The organism is Telluria sp. ZB4P36 (assembly GCF_059685865.1).
Genome location: NZ_JCASIE010000003.1, coordinates 74,846 through 92,052 on the forward strand (window position 1 = coordinate 74,846; position 17,207 = coordinate 92,052).

Genomic DNA, 17,207 nt, shown 5'->3' on the forward strand with positions numbered 1-17,207 from the left:
ACTTGCCCTACGGTAATATCTCTCCTGTCGCATTGCAGCACCCGGCCTCTTCCCAGTACGTACAGAGGGAAACCCAGTAAAAGGGTCAAGAATAAAACGGCCGTTCGTAGACATCGATTTAACAATTGAAGCTCCTCGACGGGATTTTTGTCGGCAAAAGAAGACACATTTTGTCGCCTCTCCACAACAAGCGCACCAAATCTTTTAGCACTGGAACGAAGCATGGGAACTGAACTTGCCGGTCTGATCAAAGCTGACCTTGCCGCACTGACAAACGATGCCCAGCGTTTGGCGATCGCACCTGCCAATGAGCCGTCGGCAGGCGCCGCATTTAACAATTCGCCTGGCACTTTTTCGTTTACCCAGACCATGAAGGACGCCCTTGCCAGCGTGGACCAGGAAGACCGCGCCGCCGGCGAGCGCATGGCCGCCGTCGATGCCGGCAAGAGCGATGACCTGGTCGGCGCCATGCTGGCCAGCCAGCAGGCCAGCCTGTCGTTCTCGATGCTCATGCAAGTGCGCAATAAAGTCATGGGCGCCGTCGACGAACTGATCAAGCTGCCGGTCTGACCCCTATTGCAGAGAAGCGAAGAGAACCACTCGTGATTTCGACACTCAAGGCCGCCTTTGGCGACAAGAAGCTGGCGCTGCCGGGCATGCCGCCGGCGCTGCGCAACAACCTGACCCTGCTGATCGGTCTGGCCGTGGCCATCACGGCCGCCGTCATGCTGTTCCTGTGGCAGGACCAGTCCAACTACAAGCCGGTGTTCGGCGCGCGCGAGAAGGTCGCCGCCAGCGACATGATGAGCGTGCTCGAGGCCGAGCAGATCCCCTACCGCATCCACCCGGACAGCGGCCAGGTGATGGTGCCGTCCGGCGAACTGGGCAAGGTGCGCATGCTGCTGGCCGCCAAGGGCGTGACCGCCCAGCTGCCGGCCGGCCTCGAGCTGATGGACCGCAACGACCCGCTCGGCGTGTCGTCCTTCGTGCAGGACGTGCGCTTCCGCCGCGGCCTCGAGGGCGAGCTGGCGCAGAGCATCCTGACCATGGACGCGATCGCCTCGGCGCGCGTGCACCTGGCGATCGCCAAGACGAGCTCTTTCGTTGCCGGTGCCGGCGACCAGTCCTCGGCCTCGGTGGTGGTCGCGGTCAAGCCGGGCCGCTCGCTGTCGAACGAGCAGATCGCCGCGATCGTCAACATGGTGTCGAGCAGCGTCGCCAACCTGAACCCGGCGCGCGTGTCGCTGGTCGACCAGGCCGGCAACTACCTGTCCTCGCGCGTCGACCTGACGGATGGCTTCGACGGCCAGGTCCAGGGCGATACGGCTTCCAAGCATTACACCGACGACGTACGCAAGAACGTCAACGAACTCCTTGGCCCGGTGCTGGGTGCGAACAACTTCAAGCTCAGCGTCACTGCCGACGTCGACAACGACAAGATCGAGGAAACCCAGGAAAAGTACGGCGAAGCCCCGAAGGTCACCAGCGAAGCGATGCGCGAGGAGATGGAACGCAGCCGCATGGCGCTGGGCGTGCCGGGCACCCTGTCGAACCGTCCGCCGCAGGTGGCCGATCCGGCCGCGGCCCAGGCAGACGCGCAGAACCCGGACGCCGCCGCCAAGCCGGACGATGGCAGCGCGCGCAAGAACGCCACCACCCGCCAGTACGCCTACGACCGCGCGATCACCCAGATCAAGCGCGCGCGCGGCCGCCTGAAGAAGCTGTCGGTGGCGGTGGTGCTGAACAATGCCAGTGCCGCCAACCCGAAGCTCGGCTACACCCCGGCCGAACTGGCGAACATCGAAAAGATCCTGAAGGGCGGCCTGGGCATCGACGCCACCCGCGGCGACGTGCTGACCGTGTCCAGCCTGACCTTCCCGGCCGCGCCGGTGGCCCAGGAATGGTGGCAGGAACGCGACAACGTGGTCGACATGACGAGCTACGGTATGTATGCTCTCGGCGCACTGCTCGCCTACTTCCTGCTGGCCCGCCCGCTGCTGCGCGCAATCACCTCGCGCCTGGCGCCGCAGCCGCCGCTGATGCCTGCCGTGCCGGCCCTGCCGGGTGCGCCGGGTTCTGCAAGCGCCGCGGATGGCGCCCTCGCCGCCCTGCCGGCCGGCAGTACCGCCGCGCTGGGCGCGCCGGCTGCCGCTGCCGCCCCGGGCGTGATGCCGGTGGTGCCGCTGCTCGAAAACTACGATCTTCCGCCAGCCGGTTCGCCGGTCGACGTGATGATCGACCATCTGAAAGTCCTCGCCGGCAAAGAGCCTGAGCGCGTTGCCGAAGTCGTCAAACAATGGGTACAGAAAAAACATGGCCGAACTGAATAACGCTGAAGGCATGGAAGGCGTCCTCACCCCGGTCGAGCAGGCTGCCATCGTGCTGCTCTCGATCGGCGAAGAAGGCGCGGCCGCCGTGCTGCGCTGCCTCGAGCGTGAAGAGCTGCTGGAACTGACCCAGGTGATGTCGCGCATGAGCGGCATCAAGGTCGACTCCGTGAAATCGGCGGTCCAGAACTTCTTCGACGACTATCGCCAGCAGAGTGGCCTGCACGCCGCATCGCGCGGCTACCTGAAGCGCTCGCTCGACCTGGCGCTCGGCAGCGACATCGCCAACAGCGTGCTGAACACCATCTACGGCGATGAGATCCGCCCAATGATGGCGCGCCTGCAGTACGCCTCGCCCAAGTGGCTGGCCGAGTTCATCGCGACCGAGCACGTGCAGATGCAGGCCGTGTTCCTGGCCTTCCTGCCGCCGGCGCACGCTTCCCAGATCCTGGAAGCGCTGCCGGCCGACGGCCGCGAACTGGTGTTGCTGAACATGGCCCACCTCGACGAGATCGAGCGCGACGTGCTGCATGAGCTGGAAGAACTGGTGAACCGCTGCCTGTCCGCGCTCGACACCCAGAGCGCCAGCGTGGAAGGCGTGCGCCAGGTCGCCGAGATCCTCAACCGCCTGCAGGACAACCGCGCCGGCATGGTGGAGCTGCTGCGCGCCCACGATCCGGAAGTGGTGTCGCAGATCGAGATGTCGATGTACGACTTCTTCATCCTGTCGCGCCAGACCGAGCAGGTCATCACCCGCCTGCTCGACGAAGTGCCGCTCGAGCAGTGGGCGATCGCGCTCAAGGGCGCCGAACCGGCGCTGCGCGACGCGATCCTGGGCGCGATGCCGAAGCGCCAGGCCCAGAGCTTCGAAGACCTGATGCGCCGTTCCGGCCCGGTGCCGATGTCGCGCATCGAGCAGACCCGCCGCGAGATCATGGCCACCGTCAAGGGCCTGGCCGACGCCGGCGAAATCGACATCGCACTGTTTGCCGAGGCGACCGCCGAATGAAGCAGTTCCGGCCTTATCACTTCCCGCCGCTGTACCAGCTCACCAGCGCCCTGCCGAAAGGTGCGACTGCCGGCAACGGCGCCGGCTCGGCCGAGGAATGGCAGGCCGCGCTGTCCGACGGCTACCGCCAGGGCCAGCGCGAAGGCTACGAGGCAGGCCTGGACCAGGGCCGTGCCGACGGCTTCCCGGTCGGCCAGAGCGAAGGCCTGCAGCAGGGCATCGAGGAAGGCCGCGCGATGGCCCTCGGCGAGTTCGAACAGCTGTCCAAGCCGGTCGACGCCATGCTCAAGGGCCTGAAGAAACTCAAGACCGACATGCGCGCCGCCCAGCGCAAGGAAGTCGTGGACCTGGTCGGCAAGATCGCGCGCCAGGTGATCCGCGCCGAACTGGCGCTGCAGCCGGTGCAGCTGCTCGCCCTGGTGGAAGAAGCCCTGAGCGTGATGCCGCCTTCGCGCGACCAGGTCGAGGTGTTCCTGAATCCGGAAGAATTGCGCCGCGTGCTCGAGCTCGATCCGAAGCGCGCCAAGAAGTGGACCCTGCTGCCCGACCCGGCCCTCGAGCCGGGCGAATGCCGGGTGCGCTCCGGCGACAATGAAGTCGACGCCGGCTGCCAGGGCCGCCTGTCGGCCGTGATGGACCAGGTGCGCGACCAGCTGCTCGACGCGGAGGACGAGGAATGACGGCCCTCGCGGCGCGCCTGCGCGCGGTCGAACTGGGGGCGGTGCCGGTCGCCACCCCCACCGGGCGCCTGGTCGGCGCCCAGGGCCTGCTGCTGGAATCGGTCGGCTGCCCGCTGCACACCGGCCAGCGCTGCCGCATCGAGACCGTCGACGGCGGCTGGCTCGACGCGCAGGTGGTCGGCTTCAAGGAAAAAATCTCCTACCTGATGCCATTCAAGAAGGCGACCGGCCTGGCGACCGGCGCACGCGTGCTGCCCACCCCGGTCCAGCAGGACCTGATGATCGGCCCGTCCTGGATGGGCCGCATGGTCAACGGCCTGGGCGAGCCGATCGACGGCCTCGGCAAACTCGGCGGCGACCAGCCGCTGTCGACCACCCCGCCCAAGGTCAATCCGCTGAGAAAGACCCCGGTGGAAGAACCGCTGGACGTCGGCGTGCGCGCGATCAATTCGATGCTCACGATCGGCAAGGGCCAACGGGTCGGCCTGATGGCCGGTTCCGGCGTCGGCAAATCGGTGCTGCTCGGCCTGATCACGCGCCAGACCGTGGCCGACGTGATCGTGGTCGGCCTGATCGGCGAGCGTAACCGCGAGGTACGTGAATTCGTCGAGAAGTCGCTCGGCATGGAGGGTTTGCGTCGATCTGTGCTGGTGGTGGCTCCAGCGGATGAATCGCCCCTGATGCGCGTCATGGCCACCGAGATGTGCCATTCGATCGCGGCCCACTTCCGCGACCGCGGCCAGAACGTGCTGCTGCTGTGCGATTCGCTGACCCGCTACGCGATGGCGCTGCGCGAAGTCGCGCTCTCGCTGGGCGAGCCGCCGGCCACGCGCGGCTACCCGCCTTCGGTGTTCTCGAACATGCCGCAGCTGGTGGAATCGGCCGGCAACGGCGAGAACCCGAAGGGCAGCATGAGCGCGATCTATACGGTCCTGGCCGAAGGCGACGACCAGCAAGACCCGGTGGTCGACTCGGCGCGCGCGATCCTGGACGGCCACATCGTGCTGACCCGCGAACTGGCCGAACGCGGCCACTACCCGGCGATCGACGTCGCCCAGTCGATCTCGCGCTGCATGGCGCAGGTGGTCGGCCACGAGCACGCCCTCGCCGCGCGCAAGCTGAAGGCGGCGCTGGCCAAGCATGCCCGCGTGCGCGACCTGATCCCGCTCGGCGCCTATGTGCCGGGCGCCGACCCGGAAACCGACAAGGCGGTGCGCCTGCATCCGCATATCGAAGCCTTCCTGTGCCAGGGTACGCGCGAAGAAGCGCCGATGGCCGGCTGCGTCGAACAATTGAAAGCGATGATGGCATGAAGCGTGAACAGACCATTGCCAGCCTCGGCACCCTGGTGCAGCTGCGCAGCATCGCCGTGGATCGCCTGCAGGCCGACCTGGCCAGCCAGGAAGCGACCCGCGCGCGCTACCAGAACAACCTGGCGCGCATGGATGCGCTGGCCACGGGCAGCGGGGCGTCCGGCGCCCTTCCCCTGGCGCTGGCGCTGAATTGCGGCGCCTACAAGCAGAACGTGATGGCGATGGCCGACCTGCACCGGGTCGACCTGGCCCTGCATGAGGCGGACATGGCGGTGGCGCAGCGCAAGCTGACCGACGCCTATACCAAACGCGAACTGCTGGGCAAGGTGCTCGAGCAGCACGAGACCGCGCATGCGCTCGACAGGGAGCGCGCGCTGCGCAAGCGCGAAGACGACATCGCCACGCAATCGTGGATGGCAGGCCGCCCCGCGGCATAACAACAGCAAGGAGAACAGCATGGCAATCACGGCACCAACCTATGATCCGGTCAACACGGCGAATTCGCTGGCGGACAAGTACGTCATGGCGCGCCAGAAGATCCTCGACGCCCAGGGCGCACAGGCCACGGCGACCCTGAAGGGCCTGAACGAGCTCAGCTCGGCGATGCTGGCATTCCAGAGCAGCCTCACCACCCTCACCGGCGCGACCAAGAGCGTGTACGCGCAGGCGGCCACCTTCAGCGACACCAGCTACGGCAGCGCCACCGCCAGCGCCAGCGCGGCCGCCGGCACCTACTCCTTCTTCGTCAAGAAGCTGGCCACCGCCAGCCAGGTGTCCTACACCGGCCTGACCGACAACGCGGGCGTGGGCGGCACCCTGAAGGTCAACCTCGGCACGGTCCCCACCGGCGGCGTCACCTCCATCGACGTCAACCTCGGCTCGGCCGACACCGATGCCAACGGCACCCTGTCCACGCGCGAACTGGCGGCGGCGATCAACGGCGCCACCGGCAACACCTCGCTGGTCACCGCCTCGATCGTCACCACCGGCGCCAGCAGCGAACTGGTACTGACCGCGAAGAACACCGGCGTCAATACCAAGATCACGATCGATACGACAGGTGTGACCGGACCGGCCAGCATCAAGGATGCCAACGCCGACCCGCTGCGGGTACGCACCCTGGTGGCGGCGCAGGATGCCGAGATCCACGTCGGCGCCGAGAACGGCACCCCGATCATCCAGGCCTCCAATACCTTCACCAACATCGACGGCGTGAAGATGAGCTTCACCAAGGCCCACACCACCGGCAGTGCGCCCCTGACGATCACGGTCGGTGCCGACAATGCCGGCACCACCGCCAACGTGCAGGCCTTCGTCGACGCCTACAACAAGCTCAAGGCCGTGCTGAACAGGCTGACCGATCCGGGCGACCCGTCCACCAGCGCGGCCGGCGGCGCCTTTGCCCACGACGGCAGCATCCGCGCCCTCAACGGCCGCCTGGTGTCGCTGTTGCGCCCGGCGACCACCGGCGACACCCTGGCCTCGTACGGCATCATCGCGACCAAGGACGGCACGCTCGAACTGAACAGCGACCGCCTGACACGCCAGCTGGCGCTCAAGCCGACCGGCCTCGACACCATCATCGGCAGCGCTCCGGCGTCGACCGGCATCGCCGGCGCGCTCGACACCTTCCTCAAGGGCTGGAGCAGCAGCGCCGACGGCCAGCTCAAGAAGCGCAAGGACGCCACGGCCGACAAGCAGGACATGCTCGCCGACCGCCAGGCCTTCCTCGACAAGCAGCACGAAGCGGCCTACAACCGCTACCTGAAGCAATTCACGGCCCTGGCCTCGATGCAGGGCGTCATGAACAATAACTCGTCGATGTTCGATGCCATCTTCAGCAACGACAACGACTGAACACGCACCCAACGGGATCCACCATGTCCTATCAAGAAGCCTACGGCAGCTACCACGCCGTCAACCTGGATGCGCAGACCTCGCGCGCCTCGCCGGTCGAGCTGGTTCTGCTGCTCACCGACGGCCTGCTCGACGAACTGGCGCGCGCCCGCGCCCACATCAGCGCGCGCCGCTACGAACAGAAGGCCGCCAGCATCGAAAAATGCGTCGAGATCATCAACGGCTTGTCCAGCTCCCTCGATTTCGAGCAGGGCGGCGAGACCGTCGCCAACCTGGCGCGCATCTACGATTTCTGCGCCCAGCACCTGCACGGCGCCGGCATCAAGATGGACACGGGCATGGTCGACGAAGTGGTGCGCATCCTGACCACCATCCGCCAGGGATGGAAGGGTGTCCAGGAACGCAATGGATAGGACGCCCGTCATCGACCGCCTCGCCGGGGTCCTGCAGGACGCCGGCGCGCGCGCCGACTGGGATCTGCTGGGCCGCGCGGTGCGCGAGCTCGGCTCCCAGCTGCAGGCGCTGGCCGCCGGCGGTCCCTGGAACGCCGGCGAGCGCGCCGCGCTGGAGCGCTTGCGCGGCGCCCACGCCGGCGCGGCCGGGGCCGTCGCGAGCGCCAGCGCGCAGCTGCAGGCGCGCATGGACGACATGGCCGCCAACAAGGAAGGCTGGATGGCTTATGCCCTCACGGGCGAACCCGACACTGGTAACACCGAACGATGAACATCACGATGAATAGCGTATCCCTGCCGGCTTCCGGCGACGCCGTCGCCGGCGCCGCAGCCGCCGACGGCCTGCCGCTCGATCCGGCACTGGCCGCCGCCCAGGCGGGCGCGCAGGCGCCGCTGGCCTTCCTGCAGTTCATGCAGATGGACGCCGCGCTGCCCGCCGAGCCGCTGCCGCAGCCGGAACTGGCCGGCGTCCCGGGCGAGGCGCCCGAGGCCGCCGTGCCGGCCCCCGCCGCCGCGCAGGAAGACGAGACCGAGGCCGCCCCTGAAGCGGGTCAGCCGCTGCTGGCCGCCATGAGCATGCCGCTGATGCCGTCGATGATGGCGATGCCGGCTGCCCTGCCCGCCGTCATGCGCCTTGCCGCCGGCATGCCGGAACGCCAGGAGCGCGCGACCGCAGCCGCAAGCACTGCAGCCACTGCGGCCGCCGAGCTGCCGGTCGAGGCCACGGCATCGGCCGCCCTGCCAGGCGGCGCGCTGCCGGTCCAGGCCAGCGAGGGCGCCGCCGTGCAGCTGCGTGCTGCGGCACAGGCAAGCCAGCCGACCCAGCCGGCCGCCGTGGCGCAAGCCGCTGCAGGCCCGGCGCGTGAAGGCGCCGCCACCGAGATCCAGGCCGCGGCCCCTGCCGGCGACAGCGGCGGCACCAGTACCGGTTTCGGCATCGCCGCCCAGTCCGCACCGGCCAGCGCCGCGCGTGACGGCGCCGCCCTGACCCTGTCCGGCCCGCCGACCGCATGGCGCCAGAGCCTGCAGGAAGCCCTGGGCGAGCGCCTGAACCTCCAGCTCGGCAAGAACGCCGAGCAGGCCGTGATCCGCCTCGAGCCGCCGATGCTGGGCCGGGTCGAGATCTCGATCCGCCATGCGGCCGGCAGCCTGGAAGTGAACATCACCGCCACCCACGGCGAAGTGCTGCGCCAGCTGAACACCGTGAGCGACAACCTGCGCAACGACCTGGCACAGCGCCAGTACACCGACGTCTCGGTCAACGTCAGCCAGGCTACTCCGCGTGCACAGGCCGGCGCACAGGCCGGCGCCTTCGGCGCCGATGCCCAGGGCCGCGGCCGCCAGCAGGACCAGGACCAGGACGAGCGCGCCCCGGGCGCGGCCCTGGCCGAAGCCAACCAATCCACTACCGCGTTCTCCCTCAACGGACGCGCTTGAGCATAGAGCCATGAACAGCAAAGCCAAACTGATCGCCGCCTTCCTCGGCGTTGCCCTCCTCGCCGCCGGCGCCGCCGGCGGTGCGATGTGGTACCTGGCGCCCGCCCAGCATGCGGCCGGCGCCAAGGCGGAAGAGCCGGGAGCCCCGACGCCGAAGAAGGAACCGGAAAAGAAGCCGACCAAGTACGTCACTCTCGACAAGGTGATCGTGATGCTGCGCCGCGTCCCGAACGAGGCGGCGGCGCACTACCTGTCGGTCGACCTGGTGCTGGCCACCACCGCCGAGCGCGAAAAGGAAACCAAGGAACACCTGCCGCTGCTGCGCAGCATCGTCGTGTCGTCGCTGTCGGCCCATACGCTGGCCGAGGCCAACGCCATGACCGTGGACCAGTACGCGACGCTGCTGAACAAGACCTTCAACGCCAGTTATGAAAAGGAAAACCACGACCGTCCGTTTTCCGAAGTCATGATCGGCAAGCTGATCATTGAGTAAGTCAAGGACAGCGGGGACCTCGTGGCCTATCTAGCCGACTATGCCGATACCAATGGCGCCGCCCTGTACGGCGATGCGCCTGCCAACGCCGGGATGACGCCGGGCGAGGAGCAGCGCCACCTGCTGGCCTATGCGCCGCTGGTCAAGCGCATCGTGCGCCAGCTGAACTCGCAGGTGTCCGGCGCGGTGTCGCGCGAGGACATGGAACAGATCGGCCTGATGGGACTGCTGGAAGCCCTGCGCCGCTACGGCACGCCCGACAACGGCTTCGGCAGCTACGCGAGCCTGCGGGTGCGCGGCGCCATCCTGGACGAACTGCGGCGCCAGGACTGGCGTCCGCGCGCCGTGCGCCAGGACAGCCACCGCGTGCGCGATGCGCTGCGCGAGCTGACCCGCAAGCTGGGGCGCGAGCCGACCGAGAAGGAAGCCGCCGCCGCGCTCGGCGTCAGTGCCGAGGAATTCCGCCAGCACGTGCTGGACGACTGCGCCGAAGAGATGCTCAGCTTCGACGAGGTGCTGCAGGAAGCCACCGACCATGCGCACAGCACGCCGAGCCCGGAAGAAGCCTTCCTGGTGCGCCGTAGCCTGGAGCAGGTGCTGGGCAGCCTGAACGAAAAAGAACAGCGCGTGATCCAGATGATCTACGAGTTCGAGCTGAGCTACAAGGAAATCGCTGCCGTGCTGGACCTGTCGGACGCCCGCGTCTGCCAGCTCAACAAGAGCGCCCTCGCGAAAATGAAGGCCGCGCTGCAGCGCGCCTGACCAACATTAAATAAGCAACAAGAAAGGCTTACGTCATGCAGCAATTACTCGGAATCGCGATCGTGCTCGGGGCCGTGTTCGGGGGCTTCTCCCTGATGGGCGGCACCTTCGCCTCGATCTTCCACCCGATCGAACTGCTGATCATCGGCGGGGCTGCCTTCGGCGCGCTGGTGCTCGGCAACCCGAGGCACGTGCTGGGCGAGATGGGGCACCAGCTGAAGAAGGTCGCGGCGCGCAAGAAGCACGATTCGGAATTCCAGCGCCAGCTGCTGCTCCTGATGTACGAACTGCTGCAGACCGCCGCCGGCGGCCTGAAGGCCCTCGATGCCCACGTCGAGGCGCCGTCGGAAAGCCCGCTGTTTCAGCGCTACCCGCGCATCCTGGAAGAACCGAAGCTGCTGGCTTTCATCGTCGACAACTTCCGCCTGATGGCGATGGGCAAGATCAACGCCCACGAGCTGGAAGGCGTGCTGGAGCAGGAGCTGGAAGCCATCCACGAAGAACTGACGCAGCCGGCCAAGTCGCTGCAGAAGATCGCGGAAGCGATGCCGGGCTTCGGCATCCTGGCCGCGGTGCTGGGCATCGTGATGGCGATGTTCTCGGTGTCGGGCGGTGCGGATTCGGGCGAGATCGCCGAGAAGATCGGCGCGGCGATGGTCGGCACCTTCATCGGTATCTTCTTCTGCTACGGCCTGCTGGAACCTCTGGCCAACCTGATGAAGCAGTCGGTGAATTCCGAGGCCTCGACCATGGAAACCGTCAAGGTGGTGCTGTGCACCCACGTGGCAGGCAAGCCGGCCCTGCTGGCGATCGATGCCGGCCGCCGCCTGATCCAGCTGAACACCAAGCCCAGCTTCGCCCAGCTTGAACAGTGGATCAATGCCATGGGCGGCGAAGATGAATCGCAGAACAAGCGGCGCCGCGGCAGCGACCGCATGGCGGGGTAAACGTGTCGAGCCAAAAAGACAAGCACCACGAAGCCACCATCGTCAAGCGCGGTGGCGGCAAGCATGCGCACGACGAGCATGGCGGCGCCTGGAAGGTCGCGTTTGCCGACTTCTGCCTGGCCTTGATGGCACTCTTTCTAGTCCTGTGGCTGATTGCTTCCCGCGAACAACAGAATCTCAAGAAAATCGTGCGCGACGCCACCGACAGCGGTATGCTCGAGGGCATGGGCCACAAGCCCGCGATCGCGGCCGAGCCGAGCGGCAGCATGATCGAGCGCTTCCAGCTGCCGACCGCCGGCAGCAAGGGCAGCAACGATCCGGGCGCGCCGAGCCAGCCGCGGGTGGCCTACGAATCGCCGTCCGAACTGGCCGCGCTGTCGAAGGCGCTGGGCGAGATGAGCCGGGAAGCCGGCCTTGCCGCCAACCTCGACACCGTGGTGACACCCCAGGGCCTGCGCGTGATGCTGCACGATACCGATAACCAGGGCATGTTCATGCGCGGCAGCGCCCTGCCCACCGGCCGTTTCGTGAAGCTGCTTCGCAAGATGGGCCCGCTGTTCGCGCAGATGGAAAACCAGATGCTGATCGTCGGCCATACCGACGCCTCGCGCTTCGCCGGTCCCGACAAGGGCGGCTATTCGAACTGGGCGCTGTCGACCGACCGCGCGCTGTCCGCCAGGGCCGAGCTGCTGGGCGGCGGCATGCGCAGCGAGAGCGTGCTGCAGGTGGTGGGCATGGCCGATCGCGGTCCGATCGAGGCGCAGCAGCCGCTGGCCGGCGTGAACCGCCGCATCGAACTGCTGATCCTGACGAGCACGCAGTCGCGCCTGGTCGCAGCGATGTTCGGCAAGCCCGGCACCACCATCCCGCTAGGGAAGGAGGCGTCGATCGAAATGGCGGACGACGCCGCCCTCGAAAAGCTGCGCGGCCAGCTGACGAAGTAAGGCGAATGTCATGAGTATCCAATCGAAACGAGGACCCCGCATGAAGATTTCCGGCGCGATCACTTCCACCGTCAGCATCGGCACGCAACGCGTGACCGTGCAGGTGCCTGCTGAAACCGCGGCGCCGAATGCCGCCGCGCCGGCCCTGCAATCCGACGTGCTGCAGCCGGCCGCAGCGGCCCTGCGCGCCATGCCCGACTTCGACGCCGCCCGCGTGGCCGAGCTGCGCGACCAGCTCGCCAAGGGCGAACTGCCCTTCGATGCGGGCCGCCTGGCCGGCCTGATCCAGCGCTTCCACGGCGGAGGGCGCGGATGAGCCGCCTTACTCGCCAGCAGGCCAACCTCCTGCTTGCCGACGGCGTCCAGGCCGACGTGCGCGACAGCGCCGAAGTGCTGGCCCTGCTCGAACGCCAGTTCGATGCCGCGCTGCGCCACCGCAGCAGCGAGCTGACCCAGCTTGCCGAACAACTCACGCCCCTGCTCGACGCCATGGAAGCACGGCGCCAGCAGCGCGTGTCGCTGGTGCGCGCCCTGCTGGGCGAAGGCGCAAGCATGGCGGACTTCATCGCCAGCCTGGCCGAGCCCGCGCGCGGCGCCCTGGCGGCGGCCTGGTCCGACCTGGAAAGCACCGTGCAGGCCTGCAAGGCGGCGACCAACCGCAACGGCGGCCTGCTGGCCGAACAGTACACCGTGATGCAGCGCGTGCTGCACGGCGAAGACGACACCTATGCGCCACGCTGATTTCTCGACCCCTGCCCTGGCGCCGACGGCGCCGACCGCCGGCACCCGCCCGACTGCCGCCATCGGCGGCGGTTCCGGCTTCGGCAACATGTTCAGCGAAGTGCAGGGCGAAGTGGCCACCTACATCCAGAACGGCGACCTGGGAGAGGCCAGCGGCGGCGGCGCCGCCCTGAGCGCCGAGGGCGCCATCTGGCGCGCCCGTGCCGCGGGCTTGATCAGCGGCGAAACCGAGGTCGACGGCCCGGATGGCGTCGGCGCCACCAATGCCGCCGGCACGCCCGAGCAACAGGCCTTCCTGGAGAGTATCGCGCCCTGGGCGCAGCAGGCCGCGCAGCAGCTGGGCGTGGCGCCGGAACTGGTGTCGGCCCATGCCGCGCTGGAATCGGGCTGGGGCCAGCGCCCCTTGAAGAATGCCAACGGCGCCTCGAGCCACAACCTGTTCGGCATCAAGGCCGGGGGCGGCTGGGATGGCGCCGTGAGCGAATCGGCGACCACCGAATACGTGGGCGGCGCGGCGATCAAGACCCGCGAGCGCTTCCGTTCCTACCCGGACGCCGGCGCCGCGTTCAAGGACTATGCCCGGATGCTGGTCGAAAACCCGCGCTACAAGGGTGCGCTGGGCGTCGGCAGCGACGCGCGCGCCTTCGCCCAGGGCCTGGCCCGGGGCGGCTATGCGACCGATCCGTCCTATGCGGCCAAGCTGGAGCGCCTGGCGACCAAGTTACAGCGCACCGAAGGCTAATGCCGGCGGCTGACTCCTTGGGGAAGATCGATCGGCTCGACGGTGCCGGCGCCGGCCACGCGCATCCGCACCACCTGCCCGCTCCCGGTATTGCGCACCCGGACCACGGCGCCCTGGGCGCCGGCGTCCAGCGCCTCGCCCGCCATGCTCACCTCGATGCCTTCATGGCGCGCCACCATCAGGACCTGGTCGCCGCGCTTGACCATGAGCGGCGCGCTCAAGCCGCCGCTGCGCAGCACTTCGCCGGCGCGCAGGCTGCGCCGGCTGGTCTGGCCGATGGCCAGCTCGGGCGCACCGATGGCGTCGCCGATCAGGGTGACGTCGCGGCGTTCGAGCGTGATGTGTTCCTCGGTCAGCGCCTCGCCAGCCTTGAGCGGCATGGCGGTGACGGCAACCTGGGCCGTCACGCGGGCGCGCACCACGAAGTCGTGGCGCCAGCCCCTGGCGTCGGGACAGCGGGCAACGAAGCGCATGCGGGCGTACTGGCGGGTATCGAGGGCCTCGATCTCGACCGGCGCATTGCAGGGCGGCGCCGGACGGGTGGAGACGACGGTGAGCGCGACTTCCGGTTCCGACAAGCCGCTGCTTAGCAGTTGCTTGTCGATCTGTCCACGCGCAGCTTGTTCAATCTTTAAAGAAATAGATTGCGCCGCCGCGCTTGTGGCGCAGAAAAGACAGGATACAATGACGATGGTTGCCCTACGGAAAGCAATCATTGTTAAATAGAGGGTCGCGATTGAAACAAGTAAGCGGCCATTGTACAGAAACAATTGCAGGTCACCGACAGAGGATCGAAATGACGATTAATTTCAAGGACGCCCTCGGCGTGCATGCCGACGCGCTGCAGGTACGCGCGGAGCGCACCCGCGTGCTCGCCGCCAATATCGCCAATGAAAGCACGCCCGGCTACACCGCGCGCGACATCGACTTCGCATCGGCCCTGCAGGAGCAGATCGATGCCGAGGCCGGGGAAGCCACCCTGTCCTCCGACGGCCCGCTGTACCGCGTGCCCTTCCACCCCAGTGCCGACGGCAACACCGTCGAGATCGGCGTCGAGCAGGCCGCGTTCTCGCAGAACGCTTCCGACTTCCAGACCAGCCTGACCTTCATCAATATGAAGTTGCGCGGCCTGGCCAAAGCAATCAACGGTCAATAACAGGACGCCAAGACATGGGTTTCAAAGACATTTCGAATATCGCCGGTTCGGCCATGGCGGCCCAGACCGTGCGCCTGAACACGATCGCCAGCAACCTGGCCAATGCCAATGCCGTGTCCGGCTCCGAAGCCGAAGGCTACCGCGCCCGCAAGCCGGTGTTCGCCTCGGTGATGGGTGAAGACGGCGGCGCCCGCGTGCAGGTGCTGGACGTGGTCCAGTCGAGCGAGCCGTTGCGCAAGATGTACGAACCCGACAATCCGGTGGCGGACGCCGACGGCATGGTCTATTACGCCAACGTCAACGAAGTGGCCGAGATGGCCGACATGATGGCCGCCTCGCGCGCCTTCGAGACCAATGTCGAAGTCATGGGCCGTATCAAGAACATGCAGCAGTCGCTGCTGAAGATGGGCGAAGGCTGATCCGATGACCACGACCACCTCTACCGGCAACGGCTTCGGCTTCCCGGCTTCCAGCACCCCGGCCAGCGACAACTCAGTTGCCACCAACTCGACCGGCGTCACCACCAGCCAGAACAAGGACATGTTCACCAAGCTGCTGGTCGCCCAGATCCGCAACCAGGACCCGCTCGCGCCCTCGGACCCGAGCCAGTTCGTCAACCAGCTGTCGCAGCTGTCGCAGACCGAGGCGCTGCAGCAGCTGGCCCAGACCACCAGCGCCAGCGCCAGCGTGCTGCAAAGCCTGCAGGTCCTGGCGATGGGTGCCCAGGTCGGCAGCGAAGTCTCGGTCGAGACCGGCCGCGTACGCCTCGGCGACGACAAGATCCGCGGCAACGTGCAGCTCACCGGCGCCAACAGCGCCACCAACCTCGTCCTGACCGGGGTCGACGGCCAGCAGCACCGCATCAGCCTGCCCCCGCACGGCGCCGGCGCCCTGCCCTTCACGATCGACCCGGCCGCCCTCGGCCTGGCGCCGGGCAACTACAGCATCAGTGCCGAAGCATCGGACGGCACCAAACCCGCGGTCGAAGTCACGGGCCGCCTCGACAGCGTACGCATGTCGGCCACCGGCGGCATCCTGCTGCAGGTCGCGGGCATCGGCGAAGTCGATCCATCGAGCATAGTCGGCTTTAACGGCAGCGGCTTCAACGGCAAGGCACAGGCCCTGGCCGCCACGGATAACTGAAAGGAATTCTCATGAGCTTCAATATCGCACTGTCCGGCATCCAGGCCATCAACGAGCAGCTGGAAGCCGTTTCGAACAACATCGCCAACTCCGGCACCTATGGCTTCAAGAGCAGCCGCGCCAACTTCGCCTCGGTGTATGCCGGCGAGCAGGCCAACGGCGTCGAAATCGGTTCGCTGACCCAGAACATCGGCCAGAACGGCAGCCTGGTCACCACCGGCCGCAACCTCGACGCCGCCCTCCAGGGCCGCGGCTTCTTCACCAGCCGCGATGCGCAAGGCGTGATGCAGTACACCCGCGTCGGCATCTTCAATGCCAACAAGGAAGGCTACCTGGTCGACGCCGCCGGCCGTAACGTGCAGGGCTACGGCCCGAGCGTGGGCGGCACCCTCGGCGTGATGGGCGACATCAAGATCCCGACCGGCCAGATCCCGGCCAAGGAAAGCACCGGCGTCGCCTTCGTGGGCAACCTGTCCGCCGACTGGACCGTGCCGACCACGACCACCTTCAATCCGGCCGACGCCACCAGCTACAACATGGTCAAGCAATCGGTGCTGTACGACTCGCTCGGCACCCAGCACACCGTGTCGCAGTACTTCATCAAGACCGGCGCAAACGCCGTGAGCGTGCGCTACGCCTTCGACGGCGGCGCGCCGATCGCGACCGCCACCGCCCTGAGCTTCAACAGCGCCGGCCAGCTGCCCCCGGCCACCAAGAGCGGCACCCTGACCCTGCCGGCCACCGGCGGCGCCGACGCGCTCGACTTCGTCATCGACTACACCGGCTCCACCCAGTTCGCCGGCGAAGCCACCACCACCACCAACCGCAGCGACGGCTATGCCTCGGGCGCCTTCGTGGGCGTGGAACTGGCCGAAGACGGCTCGGTCGTGGCCAAGTACAGCAACGAACAGCAGCAGGTGGTCGGCACCCTGGCGATCGCCACCTTCCCGGACGAAGGCAGCCTGGTGCAGACCAGCGACACCAGCTGGGCCGCCAACAACGGCTCCGGCGCGCCGCTGTACAGCACCCCGGGCGTGGGCCTGGCGGGCAAGCTGTCCAAGGGCACCCTGGAAGGCTCGAACGTGGACATCACCTCGGAACTGGTCGGCCTGATGACCTCGCAGCGCAACTACCAGGCCAACTCGAAGGTGATCACCGCCGAGAACCAGATGATGCAGGCCCTGATGCAGGCCCTGTAAGCTGA

Annotated in this window: 22 protein-coding genes; 21 read left to right on the forward strand and 1 reads right to left on the reverse strand. The window is 67.5% G+C overall.

Going from position 1 to position 17,207, the window contains the following annotated elements:
• Window positions 1–222: 222 nt before the first annotated feature.
• Genes fliE through AC56LK_RS05710 form a run of 17 tightly spaced genes read left to right on the forward strand, consistent with a single transcriptional unit; the run spans window position 223 to window position 13,704 of the window.
• Complete coding sequence (gene fliE, locus AC56LK_RS05630; RefSeq protein WP_497183589.1) at window positions 223–570, forward strand: flagellar hook-basal body complex protein FliE; 348 nt, start codon at window positions 223–225, stop codon at window positions 568–570.
• 32 nt (window positions 571–602) lie between these two features.
• Window positions 603–2,330: a flagellar basal-body MS-ring/collar protein FliF gene (gene fliF, locus AC56LK_RS05635; RefSeq protein ID WP_497183590.1), complete on the forward strand. Its 1,728-nt coding sequence runs from the start codon at window positions 603–605 to the stop codon at window positions 2,328–2,330.
• Entirely contained in the window at window positions 2,314–3,336 is a 1,023-nt protein-coding gene (locus AC56LK_RS05640; RefSeq protein ID WP_497183591.1) for a FliG C-terminal domain-containing protein, read from the forward strand. The genes fliF and AC56LK_RS05640 overlap by 17 nt, the downstream gene beginning before the upstream one ends.
• On the forward strand, window positions 3,333–4,016 hold the full coding sequence (gene fliH, locus AC56LK_RS05645; RefSeq protein ID WP_497183592.1) for a flagellar assembly protein FliH: 684 nt from the start codon (window positions 3,333–3,335) through the stop codon (window positions 4,014–4,016). Before AC56LK_RS05640 ends, fliH begins: the two co-directional genes overlap by 4 nt.
• Window positions 4,013–5,329 (forward strand): flagellar protein export ATPase FliI, encoded by a 1,317-nt coding sequence (gene fliI / locus AC56LK_RS05650; RefSeq protein WP_497183593.1) that lies wholly within the window; start codon window positions 4,013–4,015, stop codon window positions 5,327–5,329. The genes fliH and fliI overlap by 4 nt, the downstream gene beginning before the upstream one ends.
• Window positions 5,326–5,766, forward strand: coding sequence for a flagellar FliJ family protein (locus tag AC56LK_RS05655; protein WP_497183594.1), 441 nt, complete (start codon window positions 5,326–5,328; stop codon window positions 5,764–5,766). The genes fliI and AC56LK_RS05655 overlap by 4 nt, the downstream gene beginning before the upstream one ends.
• Window positions 5,767–5,785: 19 nt before the next feature.
• Complete coding sequence (gene fliD, locus AC56LK_RS05660; RefSeq protein ID WP_497183595.1) at window positions 5,786–7,186, forward strand: flagellar filament capping protein FliD; 1,401 nt, start codon at window positions 5,786–5,788, stop codon at window positions 7,184–7,186.
• A 23-nt stretch (window positions 7,187–7,209) separates the two neighbouring features.
• Window positions 7,210–7,599, forward strand: coding sequence for a flagellar export chaperone FliS (gene fliS, locus AC56LK_RS05665; protein ID WP_497183596.1), 390 nt, complete (start codon window positions 7,210–7,212; stop codon window positions 7,597–7,599).
• The gene (locus AC56LK_RS05670) at window positions 7,592–7,909 is read left to right on the forward strand and encodes a hypothetical protein (RefSeq protein ID WP_497183597.1); all 318 of its coding nucleotides are present in this window, start codon (window positions 7,592–7,594) and stop codon (window positions 7,907–7,909) included. The genes fliS and AC56LK_RS05670 overlap by 8 nt, the downstream gene beginning before the upstream one ends.
• 8 nt (window positions 7,910–7,917) lie before the next feature.
• The gene (locus AC56LK_RS05675; RefSeq protein WP_497183598.1) at window positions 7,918–9,075 is read left to right on the forward strand and encodes a flagellar hook-length control protein FliK; all 1,158 of its coding nucleotides are present in this window, start codon (window positions 7,918–7,920) and stop codon (window positions 9,073–9,075) included.
• Window positions 9,076–9,085: 10 nt separating this feature from the next.
• Complete coding sequence (locus AC56LK_RS05680) at window positions 9,086–9,568, forward strand: flagellar basal body-associated FliL family protein (RefSeq protein ID WP_497183599.1); 483 nt, start codon at window positions 9,086–9,088, stop codon at window positions 9,566–9,568.
• Between the two features lie 21 nt (window positions 9,569–9,589).
• Entirely contained in the window at window positions 9,590–10,330 is a 741-nt protein-coding gene (locus tag AC56LK_RS05685) for a FliA/WhiG family RNA polymerase sigma factor (RefSeq protein WP_497183600.1), read from the forward strand.
• Between the two features lie 35 nt (window positions 10,331–10,365).
• Window positions 10,366–11,277, forward strand: a complete 912-nt coding sequence (gene motA, locus AC56LK_RS05690) for a flagellar motor stator protein MotA (RefSeq protein WP_497183601.1) — start codon at window positions 10,366–10,368, stop codon at window positions 11,275–11,277.
• Window positions 11,278–11,279: 2 nt separating this feature from the next.
• Entirely contained in the window at window positions 11,280–12,221 is a 942-nt protein-coding gene (locus tag AC56LK_RS05695) for a flagellar motor protein MotB (RefSeq protein WP_497183602.1), read from the forward strand.
• Between the two features lie 40 nt (window positions 12,222–12,261).
• Window positions 12,262–12,537 (forward strand): flagellar biosynthesis anti-sigma factor FlgM, encoded by a 276-nt coding sequence (flgM, locus tag AC56LK_RS05700; protein ID WP_497183603.1) that lies wholly within the window; start codon window positions 12,262–12,264, stop codon window positions 12,535–12,537.
• Window positions 12,534–12,962: a flagellar export chaperone FlgN gene (gene flgN / locus AC56LK_RS05705; protein WP_497183604.1), complete on the forward strand. Its 429-nt coding sequence runs from the start codon at window positions 12,534–12,536 to the stop codon at window positions 12,960–12,962. Before flgM ends, flgN begins: the two co-directional genes overlap by 4 nt.
• Window positions 12,949–13,704 (forward strand): glycoside hydrolase family 73 protein, encoded by a 756-nt coding sequence (locus AC56LK_RS05710; protein WP_497183605.1) that lies wholly within the window; start codon window positions 12,949–12,951, stop codon window positions 13,702–13,704. Before flgN ends, AC56LK_RS05710 begins: the two co-directional genes overlap by 14 nt.
• Here AC56LK_RS05710 and flgA read toward each other — a convergent pair.
• Window positions 13,701–14,282 carry a flagellar basal body P-ring formation chaperone FlgA gene (flgA, locus tag AC56LK_RS05715; protein ID WP_497183606.1) on the reverse strand — a complete coding sequence of 194 codons (582 nt, stop codon included), beginning with the start codon at window positions 14,280–14,282 and terminating at the stop codon, window positions 13,701–13,703. The two genes, AC56LK_RS05710 and flgA, sit on opposite strands and share 4 nt — an antisense overlap.
• A gap of 218 nt (window positions 14,283–14,500) precedes the next feature.
• On the opposite strand from flgA, the gene flgB reads away from it, so the two are divergent.
• Genes flgB through AC56LK_RS05735 form a run of 4 tightly spaced genes read left to right on the forward strand, consistent with a single transcriptional unit; the run spans window position 14,501 to window position 17,202 of the window.
• Window positions 14,501–14,860, forward strand: a complete 360-nt coding sequence (flgB, locus tag AC56LK_RS05720) for a flagellar basal body rod protein FlgB (protein ID WP_497183607.1) — start codon at window positions 14,501–14,503, stop codon at window positions 14,858–14,860.
• Between the two features lie 14 nt (window positions 14,861–14,874).
• Window positions 14,875–15,279 (forward strand): flagellar basal body rod protein FlgC, encoded by a 405-nt coding sequence (gene flgC / locus AC56LK_RS05725; RefSeq protein WP_497183608.1) that lies wholly within the window; start codon window positions 14,875–14,877, stop codon window positions 15,277–15,279.
• Between the two features lie 4 nt (window positions 15,280–15,283).
• Complete coding sequence (locus tag AC56LK_RS05730) at window positions 15,284–16,003, forward strand: flagellar hook capping FlgD N-terminal domain-containing protein (RefSeq protein WP_497183609.1); 720 nt, start codon at window positions 15,284–15,286, stop codon at window positions 16,001–16,003.
• Between the two features lie 11 nt (window positions 16,004–16,014).
• Entirely contained in the window at window positions 16,015–17,202 is a 1,188-nt protein-coding gene (locus AC56LK_RS05735; protein ID WP_497183610.1) for a flagellar hook-basal body complex protein, read from the forward strand.
• The last annotated feature ends 5 nt before the right edge of the window (window positions 17,203–17,207 follow it).